The 24,079-nt window shown below is 55.0% G+C and carries 18 protein-coding genes; 17 read left to right on the top strand and 1 reads right to left on the bottom strand.

Going from position 1 to position 24,079, the window contains the following annotated elements; all coding sequences use genetic code 11:
* Positions 1 to 20: 20 nt before the first annotated feature.
* From rpoD to guaA, 10 genes are all read left to right on the top strand, one after another.
* Entirely contained in the window at positions 21 to 1,100 is a 1,080-nt protein-coding gene (rpoD, locus tag DW937_RS03120) for an RNA polymerase sigma factor RpoD (protein ID WP_120079519.1), read from the top strand.
* A 275-nt stretch (positions 1,101 to 1,375) separates the two neighbouring features.
* Positions 1,376 to 1,594 carry a hypothetical protein gene (locus DW937_RS14695; RefSeq protein WP_133300959.1) on the top strand — a complete coding sequence of 73 codons (219 nt, stop codon included), beginning with the start codon at positions 1,376 to 1,378 and terminating at the stop codon, positions 1,592 to 1,594.
* A 51-nt stretch (positions 1,595 to 1,645) separates the two neighbouring features.
* A complete protein-coding gene (locus DW937_RS03115) occupies positions 1,646 to 5,488 on the top strand; it encodes a DNA-directed RNA polymerase subunit beta (protein WP_118527945.1) in 3,843 nt (1,280 codons plus the stop codon).
* A gap of 128 nt (positions 5,489 to 5,616) precedes the next feature.
* Positions 5,617 to 9,189, top strand: a complete 3,573-nt coding sequence (gene rpoC / locus DW937_RS03110; protein WP_120120100.1) for a DNA-directed RNA polymerase subunit beta' — start codon at positions 5,617 to 5,619, stop codon at positions 9,187 to 9,189.
* Positions 9,190 to 9,477: 288 nt separating this feature from the next.
* On the top strand, positions 9,478 to 9,906 hold the full coding sequence (gene rpsL / locus DW937_RS03105) for a 30S ribosomal protein S12 (protein WP_005940205.1): 429 nt from the start codon (positions 9,478 to 9,480) through the stop codon (positions 9,904 to 9,906).
* Positions 9,907 to 10,067: 161 nt separating this feature from the next.
* Entirely contained in the window at positions 10,068 to 10,538 is a 471-nt protein-coding gene (gene rpsG / locus DW937_RS03100; RefSeq protein WP_005930552.1) for a 30S ribosomal protein S7, read from the top strand.
* A 24-nt stretch (positions 10,539 to 10,562) separates the two neighbouring features.
* A complete protein-coding gene (gene fusA / locus DW937_RS03095; protein WP_120120099.1) occupies positions 10,563 to 12,689 on the top strand; it encodes an elongation factor G in 2,127 nt (708 codons plus the stop codon).
* A 175-nt stretch (positions 12,690 to 12,864) separates the two neighbouring features.
* Entirely contained in the window at positions 12,865 to 14,070 is a 1,206-nt protein-coding gene (gene tuf / locus DW937_RS03090; protein ID WP_097778122.1) for an elongation factor Tu, read from the top strand.
* Positions 14,071 to 14,336: 266 nt separating this feature from the next.
* Positions 14,337 to 14,969: a GyrI-like domain-containing protein gene (locus tag DW937_RS03080; protein ID WP_120120098.1), complete on the top strand. Its 633-nt coding sequence runs from the start codon at positions 14,337 to 14,339 to the stop codon at positions 14,967 to 14,969.
* A gap of 102 nt (positions 14,970 to 15,071) precedes the next feature.
* Entirely contained in the window at positions 15,072 to 16,622 is a 1,551-nt protein-coding gene (guaA, locus tag DW937_RS03075) for a glutamine-hydrolyzing GMP synthase (RefSeq protein WP_120120097.1), read from the top strand.
* A 157-nt stretch (positions 16,623 to 16,779) separates the two neighbouring features.
* Here the strand turns inward: guaA and DW937_RS03070 are convergent, their stop codons facing one another.
* Positions 16,780 to 17,283, bottom strand: a complete 504-nt coding sequence (locus DW937_RS03070) for a helix-turn-helix transcriptional regulator (RefSeq protein WP_120120096.1) — start codon at positions 17,281 to 17,283, stop codon at positions 16,780 to 16,782.
* 425 nt (positions 17,284 to 17,708) lie between these two features.
* On the opposite strand from DW937_RS03070, the gene DW937_RS03065 reads away from it, so the two are divergent.
* From DW937_RS03065 to DW937_RS03035, 7 genes are all read left to right on the top strand, one after another.
* Positions 17,709 to 17,894, top strand: coding sequence for a DNA-binding protein (locus DW937_RS03065; protein ID WP_120120095.1), 186 nt, complete (start codon positions 17,709 to 17,711; stop codon positions 17,892 to 17,894).
* A gap of 4 nt (positions 17,895 to 17,898) precedes the next feature.
* Complete coding sequence (locus DW937_RS03060; protein WP_120120094.1) at positions 17,899 to 18,975, top strand: site-specific integrase; 1,077 nt, start codon at positions 17,899 to 17,901, stop codon at positions 18,973 to 18,975.
* A complete protein-coding gene (locus DW937_RS03055) occupies positions 18,972 to 19,301 on the top strand; it encodes a hypothetical protein (protein ID WP_120120093.1) in 330 nt (109 codons plus the stop codon). Before DW937_RS03060 ends, DW937_RS03055 begins: the two co-directional genes overlap by 4 nt.
* The gene (locus DW937_RS03050) at positions 19,298 to 20,422 is read left to right on the top strand and encodes a helicase RepA family protein (protein ID WP_120120092.1); all 1,125 of its coding nucleotides are present in this window, start codon (positions 19,298 to 19,300) and stop codon (positions 20,420 to 20,422) included. The genes DW937_RS03055 and DW937_RS03050 overlap by 4 nt, the downstream gene beginning before the upstream one ends.
* A gap of 85 nt (positions 20,423 to 20,507) precedes the next feature.
* On the top strand, positions 20,508 to 20,741 hold the full coding sequence (locus tag DW937_RS03045) for a complexin-2 (RefSeq protein ID WP_097778380.1): 234 nt from the start codon (positions 20,508 to 20,510) through the stop codon (positions 20,739 to 20,741).
* A gap of 274 nt (positions 20,742 to 21,015) precedes the next feature.
* Complete coding sequence (locus DW937_RS03040) at positions 21,016 to 22,263, top strand: plasmid recombination protein (RefSeq protein WP_120120091.1); 1,248 nt, start codon at positions 21,016 to 21,018, stop codon at positions 22,261 to 22,263.
* A 252-nt stretch (positions 22,264 to 22,515) separates the two neighbouring features.
* Positions 22,516 to 24,078 (top strand): type I restriction-modification system subunit M, encoded by a 1,563-nt coding sequence (locus tag DW937_RS03035; RefSeq protein ID WP_120120090.1) that lies wholly within the window; start codon positions 22,516 to 22,518, stop codon positions 24,076 to 24,078.
* Position 24,079 lies beyond the last annotated feature (1 nt).

The raw sequence follows: 24,079 nt of genomic DNA, 5'->3' as shown, positions 1-24,079 counted from the left end.
AGAGGAAAGGAGCAGGAATCATGCAGAAATTGTCGCAAACGGAGGAATTGGCCAGAACACTGGCCGCGCGGGCACGCCACCATGCTCTGACACCGGAGCAGATCAGCCGTGCCATGGACGAACAGGATTACGATGTGGCGCAGCTGGACGAGCTGTATACGGCACTGGAGGACCGCGGCGTGCACCTGACCGAAGAGGAAGCGGACCTGCCTGCGTTGGATGAAACGCAGATCGGCAGGCTGGAACATGAGCTTTCGGCAGAGGGGGTGGCGCTGGACGACCCGGTAAAGGCCTATTTGAAGGAGATCGGCCGGGTGCCGCTGCTGACGGCAGAACAGGAAACGGAGCTTGCCCGTGCCGCGCAGGCCGGAGACGAGGATGCCCGGCGGAAGCTCAGCGAAGCGAACCTGCGGCTGGTGGTGTCGGTGGCAAAGCGCTATGCAGGGCGAGGCCTGCCGTTTCTGGATCTCATTCAGGAAGGCAATCTCGGCCTGATGAAGGCGGCGGAAAAGTTTGAGCCGGAGCGCGGCTTCAAATTTTCCACCTATGCCACGTGGTGGATCCGTCAGTCCATCACCCGCGCCATTGCGGATCAGGGGAGGACCATCCGCATCCCGGTGCACCTTGTGGAGAGCATCAACCGGGTCAAAAAGACGACGGGTGACCTGCTGCGGAAAAATGGCCGGGAGCCTACCGCGGAAGAGATCGCTGTTCAGCTGGACATGGAGCCGGACCGTGTGCGGGAATTGCTGCAGCTGGCGCAGGACCCCATCAGCTTGGAAACGCCGGTGGGCGAGGAAGAGGATGCCCACCTTGAAGATTTTATTCAGGACGAGGATGCAGGCGTCCCGGTGGATGAAGCCGGGCGGCAGCTGCTGCGGCGGGAACTGTTCAGCGTGCTCAAAAGCCTGACACCGAGGGAAGAGCGGGTGATCGCACTGCGCTTCGGGCTGGAGGATGGCCGGGCACACACGCTGGAAGAGCTGGGTAAGGAGTTCAATGTGACCCGGGAGCGGGTGAGGCAGATCGAAGCCAAGGCCCTGCGCAAGCTGCGGCATCCCAGCCGTGCAAAACGCCTGCGGGATTATCTGGATGAGTGAACGATTATAATTGCCGCCGCTTGCGCTCTGGCAATATTAGAGGAAACATTATTTTTATATTTGCAGCTCAGAAAAGCCTGCGAGCTTTTCTGAGCTGCTTTTTCACAAAAAAGGGCCGCAAGGGAAAACGGGCATATCCGACTGTAAAAGTAATACGCCAAAACACAAGAGCAAAGATAGACAAATTGCACAAGGGGATTATGAACAGGAACGTGCAAAATAAAAAAATCAAGCCCTAAAACAGCAAAACACAACACGCAACCGGGCGTGCGAAAATGAAAGAAAAAATAAATTTGTTTTGGCAAAAATCTGAAAAATGGCTTGACAGCAAGGCTTTTAGGGTGTATACTGCATTAGTATCACATAATGGACTAGTGCGCCAAAAAGAGGAATGCGCAGGCGGCGGCTGGACGGGTCAAACCGAAAAGTTTGTGAAAAACGCCGAAACGTTCCCTTCGACGCGGGTCGAATTATGTGTGTCTGCTCAAATTTGACCCGTGTATACGACATCCCGTAGAGTATAAAAGTAAGGAGTGGTTGATTTTATGATGAAAGTCAAGCCCGTAAAGCTCGGCAAAACCGAGCGCATGAGCTTCTCCCACATCGACGAAGTCATCAGTATGCCGAACCTGATCGAGGTCCAGAAGAACTCTTATCAGTGGTTCCTGGACGAGGGCCTGAAAGAGGTCTTCCACGATATCGGCACCATTGAGGACTACACCGGCAATCTGGCACTGAGCTTTGTGGACTTCCGCCTGGATAAGGAGCCGAAGTACAGCATCAAGGAGTGCAAGGAGCGCGACGTGACCTATGCAGCACCCCTGCGCGTCACCGCCCGTCTGCTGAACAAGGAGACCGGCGAAGTGAAGGATCAGGAGATCTTCATGGGCGATTTCCCGCTGATGACCGATGCCGGCACCTTTGTGATCAACGGTGCAGAGCGTGCTATCGTCAGCCAGCTGGTGCGTTCTCCCGGCGTGTTCTACGGCGATGCCAAGGATAAGGTGGGCAACGACCTGTACAGCGCCACCATGAACCCCAACCGCGGCGCATGGCTGGAGTACGAGACCGATGCTTCCGATGTGTTCTATGTCCGTATCGATAAGAACCGCAAGCTGCCTGTCACCGTGCTGTGCCGTGCACTGGGCCTGTCCACCAACGAGGACATCCTGAACTTCTTTGGCGACGATGAGCGCATCCTCGCTACTCTGGAAAAGGATACCACCAAGAATCAGGAAGAGGGCCTGCTGGAAGTTTACCGCAAGCTGCGCCCCGGCGAGCCTCCCACGGTGGAGTCTGCTACCAGCCAGATCAACATGCTGTTCTTCGACCCGCGCCGTTATGACCTGTCTCGTTTCGGCCGTTATAAGATGAACAAGAAGCTGTCTCTGGCCCGCCGCATCACCGGTCAGGTGGCTGCTGAGAATGTGGTCGCTCCGCTGACCGGCGAGATCCTGATCGAGGCTGGTGCCAAGATCACCCGCGAGCTGGCTGAGAAGGCTGACAATGCCGGTGTGAATCTGGTCGTGCTGAAGCTCGACGATCCCATGAAGGAAGAGAGCCGGAAGGTCAAGGTCATCACCAACGGCTGTGTGGATGCACAGGGCTTCTTCTCCTTCGACGTGAAGGAGTGCGGCATCAACGAGCGCTGCTCCTTCGATGAGATCAAGAAGATCCTCGACACCACCTCTGATGTGGAAGAGCAGAAGGAGATGCTGCGCCGCAACCACGACCAGCTGATCGGCCGCACCGTTACGGTCGCCGATATTCTGGCTTCCATCAACTACCTGAACGGTCTGGGCCACAATATTGGCACCACCGATGATATCGACCATCTGGGCAACCGCCGCATCCGCAGCGTGGGCGAGCTGCTGCAGAACCAGTTCCGCATCGGCTTCTCCCGCATGGAGCGCGTCATCCGTGAGCGCATGACCCTGCAGAGCCAGGATCAGAGCGTCATCACCCCGCAGGCCCTCATCAACATCCGTCCGGTGGTGGCAGCCATCAAGGAGTTCTTCGGTTCTTCTCCGCTGTCCCAGTTCATGGATCAGAACAACCCGCTGGCTGAGCTGACCCACAAGCGCCGCCTGTCTGCTCTGGGCCCCGGCGGTCTGAGCCGTGACCGCGCAGGTTTCGAGGTCCGCGACGTTCACTACAGCCACTACGGCCGTATGTGCCCCATCGAGACTCCTGAAGGCCCCAACATCGGTCTGATCTCCTATCTGGCATCCTACGCCAAGATCAACGAGTACGGCTTCGTGGAAGCTCCGTACCGCAAGGTCAAGAAGACCTACGACGAGAACGGCCGCCTGCTCGAGCAGGTCGTTACCGACGAAGTGGAGTATATGACCGCTGATGTCGAGGACGAGTACGTTGTGGCACAGGCCAACGAGCCGCTGGATGAGGGCAAGCACTTCATCCGTCCCCGTGTGTCTGCCCGCCGCCGCGACGAGATCCTTGAAATTGATGCAGAGAAAGTCGATTACATGGACGTTTCTCCGCGAATGATGGTCTCTGTTGCTACTGCCTGCATCCCCTTCCTGGAGAACGATGACTGTAACCGTGCTCTGATGGGTTCCAATATGCAGCGTCAGGCAGTGCCTCTGATGGTCACCCAGCAGCCCATCGTTGCTACCGGTATGGAGTACAAGGCTGCTACCGACTCCGGCACCGCTGTTCTGGCAAAGAATGACGGTATCGTTGAGAAGATGGATGCCGACCATGTTGTTGTGCGCAACAACAAGGGTGAGCTGGAGGATTATCCTCTGGTCAAGTTCGCACGCTCCAACGCAGGCACCTGCATCAACCAGCGTCCCATCGTGGAGGTCGGCGAGAGTGTCAAGGCCGGTCAGGTGCTGGCCGACGGCCCTGCAATGCGCAACGGCGAAATTTCTCTGGGTAAGAACGCTCTGATCGGCTTCATGACCTGGGAAGGCTACAACTACGAGGATGCCGTTCTGCTGAACGAGAAGATCGTGCGCGAGGACGTGTACACCTCCATTCATATTGAAGAGTACGAGACCGAGAGCCGCGACACCAAGCTGGGACCCGAAGAGATCACCCGTGATATCCCCAACGTTTCTGAGGATGCACTGAAGGATCTGGACGAGCGCGGCATCATCCGCATCGGTGCCGAGGTCAAGAGCGGCGACATTCTGGTCGGTAAGGTCACCCCGAAGGGCGAGACCGAGCTGACCGCTGAAGAGCGCCTGCTGCGCGCCATCTTCGGCGAGAAGGCACGCGAAGTGCGTGATACTTCTCTGCGCGTGCCCCATGGTGCATACGGCATCATCGTGGACGTCAAGGTGTTCACCCCGGAGAACAGCGACGAACTGCAGCCCGGCGTGCGCGAGGTCGTCCGCTGCTATATTGCCCAGAAGCGCAAGATCAGCGTTGGCGATAAGATGGCAGGCCGTCACGGCAACAAGGGTGTCGTTTCCCGCATTCTGCCGCAGGAGGACATGCCCTACCTGCCCGACGGCACCCCGCTGGACATCGTGCTGAACCCTCTGGGCGTGCCTTCCCGTATGAACATCGGTCAGGTGCTGGAAGTCAACCTGGGCTACGCTGCCAAGGCATGCGGCATCAAGGTCATGACTCCCGTCTTCGACTCTGCTCGTGAGAACGACATCGGCGATACCTTTGATACCGCCCGCGAGATGTGGCATGGTGAGAATGCTCCTGCATATCCCACGAAGCTCCCCAAGATCATGGGCGAGAAGGGACACATCATCGACTTCTCCAAGATCGAGCTGGACCGCGATGGCAAGACCACCGTTTACGATGGCCGCACCGGCGAAAAGTTCGATAACCGCGTTACCGTCGGTTATATGTACTACCTGAAGCTGCATCACCTGGTCGATGATAAGATCCATGCACGTTCTACCGGTCCCTACTCTCTGGTCACTCAGCAGCCTCTGGGCGGCAAGGCCCAGTTCGGCGGCCAGCGCTTTGGCGAAATGGAAGTCTGGGCACTGGAAGCTTACGGCGCTGCTTACACTCTGCAGGAGATCCTGACCGTCAAGTCCGACGACGTGGAGGGCCGTGTGAAGACCTACGAGGCCATCGTTAAGGGTGAGCCGATTCCGCAGCCCGGCATCCCCGAGTCCTTCCGCGTTATGCTGAAGGAACTGCAGTCTCTGGGTCTGGACGTTGTTGTTCAGGACAAGGACGGCAACGAGATCGACATGCGTCAGAATTTCGACGACGAAGAGACCGGCTTTGATATGCGCGATGTTGCCGGCACTGAGAACGTCGTGCAGGAGAGCGAACTGCTCAACGATTATAATATTAAGGATGCCGATGCCGGTTTCGATGATCCTTCTGTGCTGGAGGACAATAACTCCGGTGCCGAAGCTCCCGCTTCTTCTGACGAAGTAGATTTCTGATCAGACAAAGAACACAAGCCTCAAGCCCCCTGTTCCGCGTGCTGCGGCAGGGGAAAGGGGCCTGTGGTCTGAACAAGAAAGCCGCCTGTATCATCGAGACAACTAGAGATTAAGAAAGGGTTCGTTTCATGGAAAACAACGTTTTCGATTCCATCAAGATCGGCCTTGCCTCCCCGGAGCAGATCCGCAACTGGAGCTACGGCGAGGTCAAAAAGCCTGAGACCATCAACTACCGCACCCTGAAGCCGGAGCGCGACGGCTTGTACTGTGAGCGCATTTTTGGACCTACCAAGGACTGGGAGTGCCACTGCGGTAAGTATAAGCGCATCCGCTACAAGGGCAAGATCTGCGACCGCTGCGGCGTTGAAGTGACCAAGGCCAAGGTCCGCCGTGAGCGCATGGGCCACATTGAGCTGGCCGCTCCCGTCAGCCACATCTGGTACTTCAAGGGCATCCCCAGCCGCATCGGCCTGATGCTGGACATCAGCCCCCGCCTGCTGGAGAAGGTGCTGTACTTTGCAAGCTATATCGTCACGGATCCGGGCGCTACCCGTCTGGAAAAGAAGCAGCTGCTCACCGAGAGCGAGTATCGTGAGATGCGCGACCACTACGGTGATGAGTTCGAGGCTGCTATGGGCGCTGAGGCCATTCAGGATCTGCTGAAGGAGATCGATCTGGATCAGCTGAGTGAAGAGCTGACTGCCGAGGTGGAAAAGTCCTCCGGCCAGAAGCGCGTGCGCATCCTCAAGCGTCTGGAAGTAGTTGAGGCATTCCGCATTTCCGGCAACCGTCCTGAATGGATGGTCATGGATGTGCTGCCTGTTCTGCCGCCTGACCTGCGCCCCATGGTCCAGCTGGACGGCGGCCGTTTTGCCACCTCCGACCTGAACGACCTGTACCGCCGCGTGATCAACCGCAACAACCGTCTGCGCCGTCTGCTGGAGCTGGGCGCTCCCGACATCATCGTGCGCAACGAGAAGCGTATGCTGCAGGAAGCAGTGGACAGCCTGATCGACAACGGCCGCCGCGGCCGTCCGGTCACCGGCCCCAACAACCGCGCACTGAAGAGCCTTTCCGATATGCTGAAGGGCAAGCAGGGCCGCTTCCGTCAGAACCTGCTGGGCAAGCGTGTTGACTACTCCGGCCGTTCCGTTATCGTCGTCGGCCCTGAGCTGAAGATGGATCAGTGCGGTCTGCCCAAGGAAATGGCTCTGGAGCTGTTCAAGCCCTTTGTCATGAAGGATCTGGTGGAGAAGGGTATTGCCAACAACATCAAGTCCGCCCGCAAGATGGTGGAGCGCGCTAAGCCCGAAGTGTGGGACAGCCTGGAGACCGTGATCAAGGGCCACCCCGTTCTGCTGAACCGTGCACCTACCCTGCACCGTCTGGGCATTCAGGCGTTCAACCCGGTGCTGGTGGAGGGCCGTGCAATCAAGCTGCACCCGCTGGCATGTACCGCATTCAACGCCGACTTCGACGGTGACCAGATGGCAGTGCATCTGCCTCTGGGCGAGGATGCCTGCCGTGAGGCCAAGATGCTGATGCTGGCTTCCGGCAACCTGCTGAAGCCCTCTGACGGCGCACCTGTTACCGTGCCTACGCAGGATATGATCCTGGGCAGCTACTACCTGACCACCGTTCGTGAAAATGACGAGGGCGCAGGCAAGGTGTTCCGCGATGAGAATGAAGCCCTGATGGCTTATGCAGAGCACATCGTTACCCTGCACGCACCCATCAAGGTGCGCCGCACCATGACCATTGACGGCGTGGAGCGCACCGGTCTGGTGGAAGCCACCGTCGGCCGCATCATCTTCAATAACCCTGTTCCTCAGAATCTGGGTTATATCGACCGTACTGATCCCGAGCACTGGCTGGAGTACGAGGTCAGCTTCCGCGTGACCAAGAAGACTCTGCCCGATATCATTTCCCGCTGCATGACCCGCAACGGCACCCGCAAGTGTGCAAAGATGCTGGATGCCATCAAGGCGCAGGGCTACAAGTACTCCACTCTGTCTGCGATCTCCGTCGCTGTGTGCGACGCTGTGATCCCGCCGCAGAAGCAGGAACTGATCGCTGAGGCTGACCAGCAGATCGCAAAGGTCGGCAGGCTGTTCAACCGCGGCCTGATCTCCGACAACGAGCGTTACAACCAGACCATCGCCATCTGGCAGGCTACCACCGATAAGGTCTCCAAGGCTCTGGCAGACAACCTGCCCAAGGATAATGAGATCTATATGATGGCTGACTCCGGTGCTCGTGGTTCTATGAACCAGATCAAGCAGCTGGCCGGCATGCGCGGCCTGCTGGCAAACACCGCCGGCCACACCATCGAGATGCCCATTCGTGCCAACTACCGTGAAGGTCTGAATATTCTGGAATATTTCGTTTCTGCCCGTGGTGCCCGTAAGGGTCTGGCCGATACCGCTCTGCGTACCGCTGACTCCGGTTACCTGACCCGCCGCATGGTCGATGTCTCTCAGGATGTCATCGTGCGCGAGATCGACTGCGGCACCACCGACGGCCTGTGGGTCTCTGAGATCCACGAGGGCAAGGAGAAGATCGAGAGCTTCCGCGAGCGTTTGATCGGCCGCTTTGCTGTGGGCGATGTGGTCAACCCCGTCACCGGCAAGGTGATCGTGCCGGAAGGCAAGATGATCGACCTGTACGATGCAAACGAGATCGAGGCTGCTGGCATCACCAAGCTGAAGATCCGCAGCCTGCTGACCTGCCGTGCAAAGACCGGTGTCTGCGCACGCTGCTACGGTTCCGATATGGCAAACGGCGAGCCGGTCCGTCTGGGCGAGTCTGTCGGCGTTATCGCCGCAGAGTCCATCGGCGAGCCTGGTACGCAGCTGACCATGCGTACCTTCCATACCGGCGGTATCGCATCTGCTGAAGATATCACGCAGGGTCTTCCCCGTGTTGAAGAGCTGTTCGAGAGCCGTCGTCCCAAGAGCATGGCCATCATGAGCGAGATCTCTGGTGTCGTTTCTCAGGACGATACCAAGAAGAATGTCGTTATCAAGGTGACCGGCAAGGACGAGAACGGTGCTGAGGTCGTAAAGAGCTACTCCATCCCGTTCACCCAGCATTCCCGCGTGATGCCGGGTGACCGTGTGGAGAAGGGCGACATCATCACCCGTGAAGGTGTTCTGTATCCGCAGGATATTCTGGCAATCAAGGGTCTGGAGGATGTCCAGAACTACCTGATCAACGAAGTTCAGAAGGTCTACCGTCTGCAGGGCGTTGAGATCAACGATAAGCATATCGAAGTCATCGTCCGTCAGATGTGCCGCAAGGTGCGCGTGACGGATTCCGGTTCTTCCAACCTGATCGGCGGTGCACTGGCAAGCCGTCTGGAAGTGGAGAACATCAACGCCGATCTGCAGCAGCGCATCGACGCTGGTGAAGAGGGCCTGAAGCTGGTCGAGTACCAGCAGGTGCTGCTGGGCATCACCAAGGCTGCTCTGGCAAACGACTCTTTCCTGTCCGCTGCATCCTTCCAGGAGACCACCCGCGTGCTGACCGAAGCTGCCATCAAGGGCAAGGTCGACCCGCTGGCCGGCCTGAAGGAGAACGTCATCATTGGTAAGCTGATCCCCGCAGGTACCGGTCTGCCGGAAGTCCGTGAGGATCTGAAGAACCGTGAGGCTGAGCGCGATGCTGAGGTCGCTGCTGAACTGGCAGCTGCTGTACAGTAAGCAAAGCTCCTTCTTCTGAAATAAAACAATGGACCGCTCTGTGGGCATCCGCCTGCAGGGCGGTTTTTATATGCCCGGAAAAGCGGAAACAGGAGAGAAAACCGTGCGTTTTGCGTCGAAAAAATGCTGAAAGAAAAAATCTGGAATAAATGCAAAAAACTTTGCAAAAACTGTTGACATCCGCCTGTAAAGCGAGTATTATATAACTGTTGCGCATCCCTCATGGGGATAGTGCGGCAAAAAAGTCGGAAAAAGTCCGATGTGCATTATTAAGAAAGGAGAAACAAAATGCCTACTTTTAACCAGCTTGTACGCAAGGGCCGTCAGGTTCTGGCTACCAAGAGCACCGCTCCCGCACTGCTGAAGAGCTACAATTCTCAGAAGAAACAGTATTCTGATCTGAACAGCCCCCAGAAGCGTGGTGTCTGCACTGCTGTTCGTACCATGACCCCCAAGAAGCCCAACTCTGCTCTGCGTAAGGTTGCTCGTGTCCGCCTCACGAATGGTATCGAGGTCACCTCTTACATTCCCGGTATCGGCCATAACCTGCAGGAGCACTCCGTCGTGCTGATCCGTGGCGGTCGTGTTAAGGACCTGCCCGGTGTGCGTTACCACATCATCCGTGGTACCCTGGATACTCAGGGTGTGGCAGGCCGTAATCAGGCCCGCTCCAAGTACGGCGCAAAGCGTCCTAAGGCCGGTGCTGCAAAGAAGTAATTGAGGACAACCGCCATAAACGGCTTTCCATTATATAAATAACAAGTCCGCTTGCAAAGCGGAGGGCAACAGTTTATGTAAAGGTCAGCTCTTTGTGACACAACGGGAGTTTTATTACTTTCGAGTACCGATGATATCATTCTGTGAAGGAGGGAAGAAAGATGCCTAGAAGAGGTAACATTGCTAAGCGCGATGTCTTAGCTGATCCTATTTACAATTCCAAGATGGTCACTCGTCTGGTCAACAGCGTTATGCTGGATGGCAAGAAGGGCGTCGCTCAGAAGATCGTTTACGAAGCTTTCTCCATGATTCAGGAGAAGACCGGCAACGATCCTCTGGAGACTTTCGAGAAGGCGATGGAGAACATCATGCCCAGCCTCGAGTGCAAGACCCGCCGCGTTGGCGGTGCTAACTACCAGGTTCCTCTGGAAGTCAGCCCGGCTCGCCGCGAGACCCTGGGTCTGCGCTGGCTGACTGCCTACAGCCGCAGCCGTGGTGAGAAGACCATGGCTCAGCGTCTGGCTGCTGAAATCATGGATGCTGCCAACAACACTGGTAACGCCGTGAAGAAGCGTGAGGATACTCACAAGATGGCAGAGGCCAACAAGGCTTTCGCTCATTTCCGTTATTGATCTGTTCTGTAGGAGGTTAATTTCATGGCTACACCCAGAGAAGTTTCTCTTCAGATGACGAGAAATATCGGCATTATGGCCCACATTGATGCTGGTAAGACTACTACTACCGAGCGTATTCTGTACTACACCGGTATCAACCACAAGATCGGCGAAGTTCATGATGGCGGCGCTACCATGGACTGGATGGTTCAGGAGCAGGAGCGTGGTATCACCATCACTTCCGCTGCTACCACCTGCTACTGGAGCCACTCTGAGACCCAGAAGGATCCGGTTGCATTCAAGAAGAACCGTCACCGCATCAACATCATCGACACCCCGGGCCACGTGGACTTCACTGTTGAGGTCCAGCGTTCTCTGCGCGTGCTGGACGGTTCTGTGACCGTTCTGGCTGCAAAGGGCGGTGTTGAGCCGCAGTCTGAGACCGTCTGGCGTCAGGCTGACGAGTACAAGGTTCCCCGTATGGTGTACGTTAACAAGATGGACACCATGGGTGCTGACTTCTTCCGCTGCATCAAGATGCTGCACGATCGTCTGCATGCCAACGGCGTGGCTATCCAGCTGCCTATCGGTCAGGAAGATACCTTCCGCGGTATCGTTGACCTGGTCGATATGAACGCTGAGGTCTACTACGACGACATGGGCAACGACATGCGCACCGAGGAGATCCCCGAGGATATGCGTGAGCAGGCTGAGGAGTATCACAACATCCTGATCGAGGCTGTTGCTGAGAACGACGAAGAGCTCATGGAAAAGTACCTCGAGGGCGAGGAGATCACCCGTGCCGAGCTGAAGGCTGCGATCCGCAAGGAGACCATCGCTAACACGCTGGTTCCCGTTGTCTGCGGTTCTTCCTACAAGAACCGTGGTGTCCAGAAGCTGCTGGATGCTATCGTTGACTATATGCCCGCTCCTACCGATGTCCCTGACATCAAGGGCGTGAATCCCGAGACTGAGGAAGAGGAGACCCGTCCGTCTTCCGACGACGCTCCCTTTGCAGCTCTGGCCTTCAAGATCGCTACCGACCCGTTCGTTGGTAAGCTGGCATACTTCCGTGTTTACTCCGGTAAGGTTGAGGCAGGTACCACTGTCTACAACTCCGTGAAGGACAACAAGGAGCGTATGGGCCGCATCCTGCAGATGCATTCTAACCACCGCAAGGATATCGACTGCTGCTACGCAGGTGATATCGCTGCTGTTGTCGGTCTGAAGAACACCACTACCGGTGACACTCTGTGTGATGAGAATCATCCCATCATTCTGGAGTCCATGAAGTTCCCCGAGCCTGTTATCCGCGTTGCCATCGAGCCCAAGACCAAGGCCGGCAACGAGAAGATGGGCATCGCGCTGGCAAAGCTGGCCGAAGAGGATCCGACCTTCAAGACCTACACTGACGAAGAGACCGGTCAGACCATCATCGCCGGTATGGGCGAGCTGCACCTGGAGATCATCGTTGACCGTCTGCTGCGTGAGTTCAAGGTTGAAGCAAACGTGGGTGCACCTCAGGTTGCTTACCGTGAGACCATCCGCAAAGAGGCCAACCAGGAGACCAAGTACGCACGTCAGTCCGGTGGTAAGGGCCAGTACGGTCATGTTAAGATCAAGATCGAGCCCAACGAGCCCGGCAAGGGTTACGAGTTCGTCAACGCCATCGTTGGCGGTGCCATCCCGAAGGAATACATCCCGGCTATCGACAACGGTATCCAGGGTGCTATGAAGTCCGGTGTTCTGGCTGGCTATCCTGTCGTTGATGTCAAGGTTACCCTGTGGGATGGTTCTTATCATGAGGTCGACTCCTCTGAAATGGCCTTCTCCATTGCTGGTTCTATGGCGTTCAAGGATGCTATGCGCAAGGCTGATCCCATCATCACTGAGCCTATCATGAAGGTTGCAGTTATCGTTCCCGATGAGTATCTGGGCGATGTTATCGGCGACCTGAATGCACGCCGTGGTCAGATCCAGGGCATGGAAGCTATGGCTGGTACTCAGCGCGTCAATGCATTTGTGCCTCTGGCTCAGATGTTTGGCTACGCTACCGACCTGCGTTCCAAGACTCAGGGCCGTGGCCAGTATGTCATGGAGCCGTCTCACTACGAGCCGGTGCCCAAGAACATTGCTGACCAGATCATCGCTGGCCGCACCAAGGGCTGATTCCTGAAAAATGGATAAAGATTTTGCCGGGGTAGTGTAACCTCGGCAAAATTTCCTGTAAAAGCACTTGATTTTACAGGGCAAATTTAGTAGAATAGCCTTGCAATGCAATGTCTGCATCTTGCAGGGTTGTTGTAACCAAATATCAAAACCTAAATTAAGGGAGGATATTCCAATGGCTGAAAAGGCAAAGTTCGACCGTTCTAAGCCGCATGTGAACATCGGCACCATCGGTCACGTTGACCACGGCAAGACCACTCTGACCGCCGCTATCACCAAGTACCTGGCTCTGAAGGGCGACGCAGACTTCATGGATTATGCCAACATCGATAAGGCTCCTGAGGAGCGTGCTCGTGGTATCACGATCAACTCCGCTCACGTTGAGTATCAGACCGACGCTCGTCACTATGCTCACGTTGACTGCCCGGGCCATGCTGACTACGTTAAGAACATGATCACTGGTGCTGCTCAGATGGACGGCGCTATTCTGGTCGTTGCTGCTACCGATGGTCCCATGCCCCAGACCCGTGAGCACATCCTGCTGGCTCGTCAGGTCGGCGTGCCCTATATCGTCGTGTTCATGAACAAGTGCGATATGGTCGACGACGAAGAGCTGCTGGATCTGGTCGAGATGGAGATCCGTGAGCTGCTGAGCGAGTACGACTTCCCGGGCGACGATACCCCGATCATTCGTGGTTCCGCTCTGAAGGCTCTGGAGTCTACCTCCACCGATCCCAATGCTCCCGAGTATGCTTGCATCAAGGAGCTGATGGACGCTGTTGACACCTATATCCCCAACCCCGATCGTGAGGAAGACAAGCCCTTCCTGATGCCCATCGAGGATGTCATGACCATTTCTGGCCGTGGTACCGTTGCAACCGGTCGTGTTGAGCGTGGTATTGCTAAGGTTGGCGATGCTATGGAGATCGTCGGCATCAAGCCCGATCGTCTGAGCACCACCATCACCGGTCTGGAGATGTTCCGTAAGTCTCTGGACTTCGCTGAGGCTGGCGATAACATCGGCGCTCTGCTGCGTGGTGTTGATCGTACCCAGATCGAGCGTGGTCAGGTTCTGGCTAAGCCCGGTTCCGTGCACCCCCACAAGACCTTCGAGTCTCAGGTGTACGTTCTGACCAAGGACGAAGGCGGCCGTCACACCCCGTTCTTCTCCAACTATCGTCCTCAGTTCTACTTCCGCACCACCGACGTGACCGGTATCATCACTCTGCCCGAAGGCACTGAGATGTGCATGCCCGGCGATAACGTCATGATGCACGTTGAGCTGCTGACCCCTGTTGCTATGGAAGAGGGCCTGCGTTTCGCTATCCGTGAGGGTGGCCGTACCGTTGGTTCTGGCGTTGTTGGCAAGATCATTGAGTGATTTTGACCCTTCGCGCCTTTCCTAAGGCTAAAGGTTAAACTTACGAGAGACCTTCCCATTCCGGAGAGTGGGAAGGTCTCTTTTTGTTTTAGATCCTCTGTCTGTAAGGGCAGGGGATTTTTTTGCGGCATGTCACAACTCTTTGTTTACAAAACAAGGTTGTTCTGGTATACTAAAAAAGGAAATGCTGGAAAAGTCCTATCGGCTGGTGCTGAGGGGATTTAGCAAAAAGAAGCAACGTGAACTTCTGGATGGGGTGAAGAGTAATGCCGTTTGATTATAAGAAAGAGTACAGGGAATTTTATCTCCCGCCGAAAAAACCGCATCTGATTACGATACCGCGTATGAATTTTGTGGCAGTGCGCGGCAAGGGCGACCCGAACGACCCGGCCGGGGAGTATCAGGCGGCAATGGGAGTGCTGTATGGCATTGCCTTTACCATCAAAATGAGCTATAAGGGCAGCCACAAGATGGACGGCTATTTTGAATATGTGGTTCCACCGTTGGAGGGCTTGTGGCATCAGAAGGGCGTGGATGGCGTTGACTATGCACATAAAGAAACATTTGAGTGGACATCCATGATCCGACTGCCAGAATTCGTGACGCCGGAAGCGTTTGATTGGGCCGTACAGGAAGCAACGGCAAAAAAGAAAAAGGATTTTTCCAAGGCAGAGTTTCTGACCTATGACGAGGGACTTTGTGTTCAGTGCCTGCATATCGGCCCTTATGATGAAGAACCGAAAACGCTGGCGCAGATGGATGCCTTTGCCGTAGAGCAGGGGTATAGGCTTGATTTTTCAGAGACACGCTTCCACCACGAAATTTATCTGAGTGATCCTCGCCGCGCTGCACCGGGAACACTGAAAACAGTTCTGCGGCATCCCATACGTGAAAAATAAAAACAGGAAAATTCACAAATGATGTCGCTTTTATTTGGCAGATGTGCTATACTGGTTCTATCTGTAGAAACACATTAAATGGATAAGGGAGGAGAGAACTTCATGCAGCATGAAACTGTCATCGTGCTGGACTTTGGCGGCCAGTACAATCAGCTGATCGCGCGCCGCGTCCGCGAGAACAATGTCTACTGTGAAATCTATTCCTATAAAACCGATCTGTCGGTTATCAAGGCAAAGAACCCCAAGGGTATCATCTTTACCGGTGGCCCCAACAGCGTTTATCTGGAAGATTCCCCCACGATCGACCCTGAGATCTTCAACTGGGGCGTTCCGGTGCTGGGCATCTGCTACGGCAGCCAGCTGATGATGCATCTGCTGGGCGGCCATGTCTGCCGCGCACCGGAGCGCGAGTACGGCAAGACTGAGGTGTTCATGGACACGAACAGCAAGATGTTCACCGATGTGCAGCCCTCCACCATTTGCTGGATGAGCCACAACGACTACATTGAGCAGGCAGCGCCCGGCTTTAAGATCACTGCTCACACGGTCAACTGCCCGGTAGCTGCGGCAGAGAACGCTGAGAAGGGCCTGTACGCGGTCCAGTTCCATCCGGAAGTGCTGCACACTGCGGAAGGCAAGAAGATGCTGCGCAACTTCGTGTACAACGTCTGCGGCTGCACCGGCGACTGGAAGATGGACTCCTTTGTGGAAAACAACGTCAAGGCCCTGCGTGAGCGCATCGGCGATGGCAAGGTGCTGTGCGCCTTGTCTGGCGGCGTGGATTCCTCCGTTCTGGCAGCTATGCTGGCTAAGGCCATCGGCAAGCAGCTGACCTGCGTGTTCGTGGATCACGGTCTGCTGCGTAAGAACGAGAAGGAAGAGGTCTGTGCAGTCTTTGGTCCGGGCAATGCCAATGGCTTTGATATCAACTTTATCTGTGTGGATGCCCGCGACCGCTACTTTGCAAAGCTGGCTGGCGTCACTGAGCCGGAACGCAAGCGTAAGATCATTGGTGAAGAGTTCATCCGCGTATTTGAAGAGCAGGCAAAGAAGATCGGCAAGGTGGATTTCCTGGCACAGGGTACCATTTACCCGGATGTCGTTGAGAGCGGTCTGGGCGGTGAGTCCACTGTTATCAAGAGCCACCACAACGTCGGCGGTCTGCCCGACACCGTGGACTTCAAGGAGTTGGTGGAGCCGCTGCGCAACCTGTTCAAAGACGAGGTGCGTCAGGCTGGCCGTGAGCTGGGCCTGCCCGAATATCTGGTCAGCCGTCAGCCGTTCCCCGGCCCGGGTCTTGGCATCCGCATCATCGGTGAGGTGACCCCGGAGAAGGTGGCAATCGTGCAGGATGCCGACGCGATCTGGCGTGAGGAGATCGCAAAGGCGGGTCTGGATAAGGAGATCAGCCAGTACTATGCAGCCTTGACCAACATGCACAGTGTGGGCGTCATGGGCGACGAGCGCACCTATGATTACGCTGTGGCCCTGCGTGCTGTGACCACCACCGACTTCATGACTGCAGAGAGCTATAATATGCCTTGGGATGTTCTGGGCACTGTCACCAGCCGCATCGTCAATGAGGTCAAGCATGTGAACCGCGTGTTCTATGATTGCACCGGTAAGCCGCCGGCAACCATTGAGCTCGAGTAATCTGCAAAACCTGAAAAGTATTGATACAATGCGATATTTTGAGAACCAAAAGGTGCTCTGATACTGCTTTGATACTATCAGACGATTATTCATAAAGAGAGACATGAAAATGCCCTCTGAGAAACGGTAAGTTTTTCAGAGGGCATTTTTGTGTCTTTTATTCTTTACGCCACTTTTTCTTCGGCTCGTACCGGCCGCAGCCGTCGGCGGTCTGTGGCCAGTTGAGCTTCCATTCCAGATACTCTTCCTTGGTGATCTCGCCCTCCCGGAGCTGCTTCTTACGGAGCTGCCACTCCTTCAGGAAATCATCCAGCAGGCGATAGCGGAAGCTGACTGCCATGTGCTTTTCCGGGAGATCCGGGTCGGTGGTGTCTGTGACCTCATAGAGCCGGGTGCCGGGATAGTGCTCGTCCAGCTCGAACAGAGTGTACATCACATCCTCTGCGGCGTACAGGGTCGGCTCATAGAGGGAACGGTAGTTCACGTCCAGCACCTCCGCAATCTTGCGGAGCAACTCTTCTTTAGGAGTGCGGGTGTTGCTTTCGTATTGTGCGATGCGGATGTCTGCGCTCTTCTCCTCAAACCCGATGGCAATGCCCAATTCCTTTTGGGTCATACCACGGAAGTTGCGGGCGCGCTTGATACGGTCACCGACTGACATGCGATTGCCTCCTGACTTATTGCAGTCCAACTTTTGATTCGTTGACAACATCGTTGGACTGCATATCGCAAATAGGTTGGTTTTGTCGTAAGGTGCTTTAACCTTGCGATAAACATTTTTGTTAAGTATAGTATAGCACAGAAAAATAGGAGGCGCAATAGAAAATAAACAAAAAAGTTTAAGATTTTACCCGAAAACCTCTTGACTTAACGGAATGCGTTTAGTATAATGAGAGCGCAAAAAGATAAGCAAAAATGCTTAGTAAAATTGAATGACCGCCAAACTGACCCAAACCGCCAAGACCTTCCGAAAGGAAGCGAGCGCTCCGTAAGGGGACGGCACAGCACCGCAAAGGGGATATGCCTGCCGGAAGTCAGCGAGGATGAAGCGGCACCGAAACGAAACCGACAAGGAAAGGACAAAAAATGGCAAACAGCATTTTTATCAAGGCAGACGAGCTGGCAAAGGAACTGGACATCTCCCAGGGGCTGGCGTACAAGATGATCGCCAAGTGGAACGAGGAACTGAAGGCCAAAGGCTACACGACCGTAGGAGGCCGGGTGAGCAGGAGGTATTATCAGGAGAAAATCTACGGGGCAGGAGAGGAGTGATAGGATGCCAGCCTACAAGGACAGCAAACAGGGCACATGGTACGCTTCCTTCTACTTCGAGAACTGGCAAGGTGTGAAGCAGAAGAAGCTGAAACGGGGGTTTGCCACCAAGAAGGACGCTCTGGCGTGGGAGCGGGAGTTCCTTCTTCAGCAGGCGGCAGACCTGACCATGACCTTTGAAGCCTTCGTGGAGATTTATATCACGGATAAGAAAAAGCGGCTCCGGGAAAACACATGGTCTACCAAGGAGCATATCATCCGAACGAAAATCTTACCTTATTTCAAGGAAAAACGGATTAGTGAGATCAAGCCACGGGATGTGATCGCATGGCAGAATGAGATGCTGAACTACCGGGACAAGAACGGCAAGGCCTACTCGCCGACCTACCTCAAGACGCTGCATGGACAACTCAGTGCCATCTTAAACCATGCAGTCCGGTTCTACGGGCTGAAATCAAACGCAGCGGCCACAGCTGGGTGCATGGGGTCGGAAAAGCACAAGGAAATGCTCTTTTGGACGAAGGAGGAGTACCTCAAGTTTGCGGAAGCGATGATGGACAAGCCGCAATCCTACTACGCTTTTGAAGTCCTCTACTGGTGTGGCATCCGGGAGGGCGAACTGCTGGCTCTGACCCCGGCAGACTTCGACTTGGACAAGGGGCTGCTCTCCATCACCAAATCCTATCAAAGGCTGAAAGGCCGGGATGTAATCACTGACCCGAAAACGCCCAAGAGCGTCCGGGTCATCCAGATGCCGCAGTTTCTGACTGACGAGATCAGGGATTACCTGAAATCCCTCTACAAAGTCCAGCCAGACCAGCGGATCTTTGAGGTGACCAAGAGCTACCTGCACCACGAGATGGACAGGGGAGCCAAGGAAGCCGGGGTGAAGCGCATCCGAATCCACGACCTGCGGCACTCCCATGTATCGCTGCTGATCGAGATGGGCTTCTCGGCGCTGGCAATCGCAGACCGGGTGGGGCATGAGAGCGTGGACATCACCTATAAGTACGCCCATCTCTTCCCCTCAAAGCAGCAGGAGATGGCGCAGAAGCTGAACATGGAGCGAAAGGAGGGATGAAAATGGAACGAGTGCTCGACCAGCAAGGCCGCTGGCGGAACAAGGTGGTAGCCTTCCGAATGTCCCCGGAAGAGGACGAGGTTCTGGAAGCCAAGGTAAAGCTCTCCGGGCTGACCAAACAGGAGTATATCATCCGCCGCTTGACCGACCGGGAGATCACCGTGGTAGGCAACCCAAGGGTCTACAAAGCCTTGCGAGACCAAATGAAGCTAATCTATCAGGAATTGCAGCGGCTGGCCGTGGATGAAGAAGTTCCGCCGGACTTGCTGGAGACCCTGCAAATGGTAACTCTGACGTTGAACGGACTTAAGGAGGAATGCGAATGACGGACAATAGAAAAACGACCGTACCAGGTGCATCTGTTGGCGCAGATGCGGTACAGTCGTCTCACAAAACTAGCACCAATATTATAACAAATTCGGACAAGCAAATCAATCTGCAAGCCGCGAAAAAGTCAAACAATTTCGGGCTGAACACGGTATCAATGACCGAACTGTATGACACGGTGTATCCACCCCGGAGACCCATCGTGAACGACCTACTGTACAGCGGCACCTACCTCTTCGTAGGTGCGCCAAAGGTGGGTAAGTCCTTCTTCATGGGACAGCTCGCCTACCATGTGGCGATGGGGCTTCCGCTGTGGGAGTACGAGGTGCATCAGGGCACCGTCCTCTACCTGGCATTGGAGGACGATTACGCCCGGCTGCAGCGGCGGCTCTCCCGGATGTTCGGGGTAGAGGAGACCAGCAATCTCTACTTCGCCACGCAAGCTAAGTCCGTGAGCGAGGGACTTGACCAGCAGTTGGAAGGATTCATCCGGGAGCACCCGGATGTACGGCTCATCATCATCGACACCCTGCAGAAGGTGCGGGAGATCGGCGGTGACCGATACAGCTACGCCAGCGACTACGAGATTGTGACCAAACTGAAAAGTTTCAGCGACAGGTACGGCATCTGCCTGCTGGTGGTTCATCACACCCGGAAGATGGAAGCCGAGGACAGCTTTGATATGATCTCCGGCACCAACGGTCTGTTGGGTGCAGCGGATGGCGCGTTCATCATGCAGAAGAAGCGGCGCACGGACAACACCGCACTACTGGACATCGTGGGGCGTGACCAGCCGGATCAGGAGCTGACATTGGAGTTCAACCGGGAACGCTGCGTGTGGGAGTTCCAAGGAGCCGAAACGGAACTTTGGAAGCTGCCGCCCGATCCGCTTCTGGAAGCGGTGGCAAAGATGCTCACCCCGGAACAGCCGGAGTGGAGCGGTGCGCCCACGGAACTGCTGGAACGTCTGCCGGGTGTGAGCATACAGGCAAACATCCTGACCCGGAAGCTGAATGTGAGTGCCGACAGGCTCTACAACGATTATGGAATTCGGTACGAAAGCAAGCGCACCCATGAGGGCAGAGTGGTCAAATTAACGCTGGAAAATTCTGGGGCGTGACGATTCGTGACGGTTGTGACGGTATTTTTGCTACTATGTAAAATACCGTCACAATCGACACAACCGACACGGGATGGTGATAATGATGAAAAATGTGCAGATTTCGCAGGAACTTTTCGTCGCCTTGCTGCATTATCATTTGAGCGGCGAAAATGAGTACGAAGAGGTCATTGAGCAGGGTCTGGAGCAAAAATTGGATGCGATGCTGCGGCATGAGCTGTATGCCCAGTACAAGACAGCACCCACCGAGGAACAGCGAGAGCAGGCTCGGCAGGAGTATCTGGACAGACGAGGCGTGCCAGAAAGCTTCCGCTGGTGAGTCCCTCTATTGGCAAAGTACAGGAGCGTGTCACGCTCCTGTGAATGCAATCACGCAGGAAGGTGGTGTTGGACCGGGCAGCGGCGAGGTACAGCGAAACCCCGTCCGCAGACGGAAGCCCCCGGCAGGGCGCAAAGGCATCTTTTGATGGACGGAACGTCTGTCAAAAGTGCTTTTGCGTTACTTTCGACGAAAGTAACAAAGCCTTTGCCGTGTCCGGCACCAGTTACTTCCACAGAGAAAGGACGTGCGATTGAAAAGAACCATTTCCGCAATGCGGGGGCCCGGCTCCCTCAACCATAACCGGAGAAGTTTCACCGCTGAAAACGTAGACCCGAAGCGCAGCAGTCTGAATGTCGTGTACCGTGATGAGCCGATTCAGAAGGTGTACCACGAACTGTTTGACGAGGCAGTGAAGCGTTACAATGCCAAGCAGAAGCGCAAGGACCGCTGTATCACCGACTACTATGAGCACCTGCGGACAGGCAAGCAGGAAAAGCTTTTCCATGAGCTGATCGTCCAGATCGGCAACAAAGATGATATGGGTGTCCTGACCGAGAATGGCGCACTGGCAAAGGAACTGCTGGACGAGTATATGCAGGGCTTCCAAGAGCGGAACCCGACACTGCGGGTATTCGGGGCTTTCCTCCACATGGACGAAGCTACGCCCCATCTGCACATCGACTTCGTGCCGTATGTGTCCGGCTGGAAGGGCAAAGGACTGGACACCAAGGTGTCCCTGAAGCAGGCGCTGAAAGCCTTGGGCTTTGCAGGCGGTTCTAAACGGGAATCCGAGCTGAACCAGTGGATCAACGCCGAGAAAGAGCAGCTTGCTGCCGTGATGGAGAGGCATGGCATCGAGTGGGAACAGAAAGGCACCCACGAAGAGCACCTGTCTGTGCTGGACTTCAAAAAGCAGGAGCGTAGTAAAGAGGTAGCGGCTCTGGAAGCTGCCAAGCAGGAGTGCCAGACCGACCTGACCGAGATGCAGGAACAGCTGGAAACAGCGCAGACAGCCGTAGAAGCCGCTGAACAGCGGGTACAGAAAGCAGAGCTGACCTACCAGAAGCAGAGCCAGAAGCTGAACAAGCTGGCTCCCATCATGGATGGGCTGGAAAGTCTGTCGGCACAGTATTCCCAGCGGCCGGAGGAATGGGTGCCGGAGGCAGGCACCTTTGAAACGGCCAAGAGCTATCGGGAGAAGAAGGCCATGCCGCTGATCCAGAAGTTGGTGAAGGTACTCTTTGCCCTCCATCGGAAGTACTGGGAGGTCAAGGATGAGCGGGATAAGTATCTGCACTTCTATCAGGACGAGAAGAAAGCTACCCATCATCTAAGCCAGCGGCTGAAAGAGGTGGAGGCTGAAAACTCTCAGCTCTATGCGATGAAACGTGATTTCAGACGAGTATGGAACTATTTCGGTGCCGAAAAGATGCAGCAGGTCATTGGGCTTATGAGGGAGCAGGAGCAGACCGCAGATAGAAGCCAGAAGAAGAACAGGCAGAACAGCGTAGAACTGTAAGCATAGCAGAACCCCGTCAGCGAATGCTGGCGGGGTTCTGTACATATAAGTGATAATTCGACAAAAAATGCAATAGCAATATTTATCGGCTTGCAATCACGGAAAAGCTGTGGTACGCTTTACTAGGATAGTATAAAGGAGAAGTGTATCCTTTTTAGAAAAAGACACCATGATGTACCAATAGTGGTATATTTACTATGTTAAAATGAAAGAAAACAATGCGGAAATCCGCATTTGATGGAGGAAATAAAAATGGTAGACACCAAAAAAGAGCAGGAACGCGAAGAACTGCACCGTGCAATCTGGGCGATTGCTGATGATCTGCGCGGCGCAGTGGACGGATGGGATTTCAAGAGCTACGTTCTCGGTACGATGTTCTACCGTTATATTTCGGAGAACATTGCCAGCTATATCAATCAGGGCGAAATTGATGCAGGCAACCCGGACTTCCGCTATGAGGATATGCCTGATGCAGAGGCAGAGCAGGCACGGGAAGGGCTGGTACAGGAAAAAGGGTTCTTCATCCTGCCCAGTGAGTTGTTCTGCAATGTACGGGCAAAAGCGGCCAGCGATGAAAACCTCAACGAAACGCTGGAAATAGTCTTCCGGCACATTGAGGAATCCGCAAAGGGCAGCTCCTCCGAGGGGCAGTTTGCAGGGTTGTTCGATGATTACGATGTGAACAGCAATAAGTTGGGGGCGACCGTTGCCAAGCGCAATGAAAAGCTCGTGAAGCTGCTGAACGGCGTGGCAGATATGAACCTTGGCGATGTGAAAGAGCATGACATTGATGCCTTTGGCGATGCCTACGAATACCTGATGACAATGTACGCCAGCAATGCGGGCAAGTCCGGCGGCGAATTTTTTACGCCTGCGGATGTTTCGGAGTTGCTGACCCGGCTGGGTACCGTAGGCAAAAAGGAAATCAACAAGGTGTATGACCCGGCTTGCGGCTCTGGCTCGCTGCTGCTGAAGGCAGAAAAAGTGCTGGGACGGGATGCCGTGCGTAACGGCTTCTTTGGGCAGGAAATCAACATCACAACGTATAACCTGTGCCGCATCAATATGTTCCTGCACGACATTGAATTTGACAAATTCGACATTGCCTGTGAGGATACCCTGACCAACCCGCAGCACTGGGACGATGAACCGTTTGAACTCATCGTATCGAATCCGCCGTACTCCATCAAGTGGGCCGGTGACGAGAATCCGCTGCTCATCAATGACCCGCGCTTTGCTCCGGCTGGTGTGCTGGCTCCGAAGAGCAAGGCAGACTTGGCGTTTATCATGCACTCCCTGGCATGGCTGGCTTCCAATGGTACGGCGGCAATCGTCTGTTTCCCCGGCATCATGTACCGTGGTGGCGCAGAGCAGAAAATTCGCAAGTATCTGGTGGACAACAACTTCATTGACTGCATCATCCAGTTGCCGAGCAACCTGTTCTTTGGGACTAGTATTGCCACCTGTATCATGGTGCTGAAAAAGGGAAAAACGGATAATAAGGTGCTGTTCATTGATGCTTCTTCCGAGTGCGTCAAGGTGACGAACAACAACAAACTCACCCCGGAGAACATTAACAAAATAGTGGACACCTTTGCACAGCGGGCAGAAGAAGCACACTTCTCCCATCTGGCAGAGTATTCCGAGGTGCAGGAAAATGACTATAACCTGTCGGTTTCTACTTATGTGGAGGCTAAGGACACCCGTGAGAAGATCGACATTGTGAAGCTGAACGCTGAAATTGCACAAATCGTAGCACGAGAAAACGAACTGCGGGCCGCCATTGACCAGATCGTGGCAGAAATCGAGGGCTGAG

Source organism: Faecalibacterium sp. AM43-5AT, assembly GCF_003603345.1.
GTDB classification, from domain to species: Bacteria; Bacillota; Clostridia; order Oscillospirales; family Ruminococcaceae; genus Faecalibacterium; species Faecalibacterium taiwanense.
Note: the sequence above shows the minus strand (reverse complement) of the source record. Positions and strands in the feature narration are given on the sequence as shown.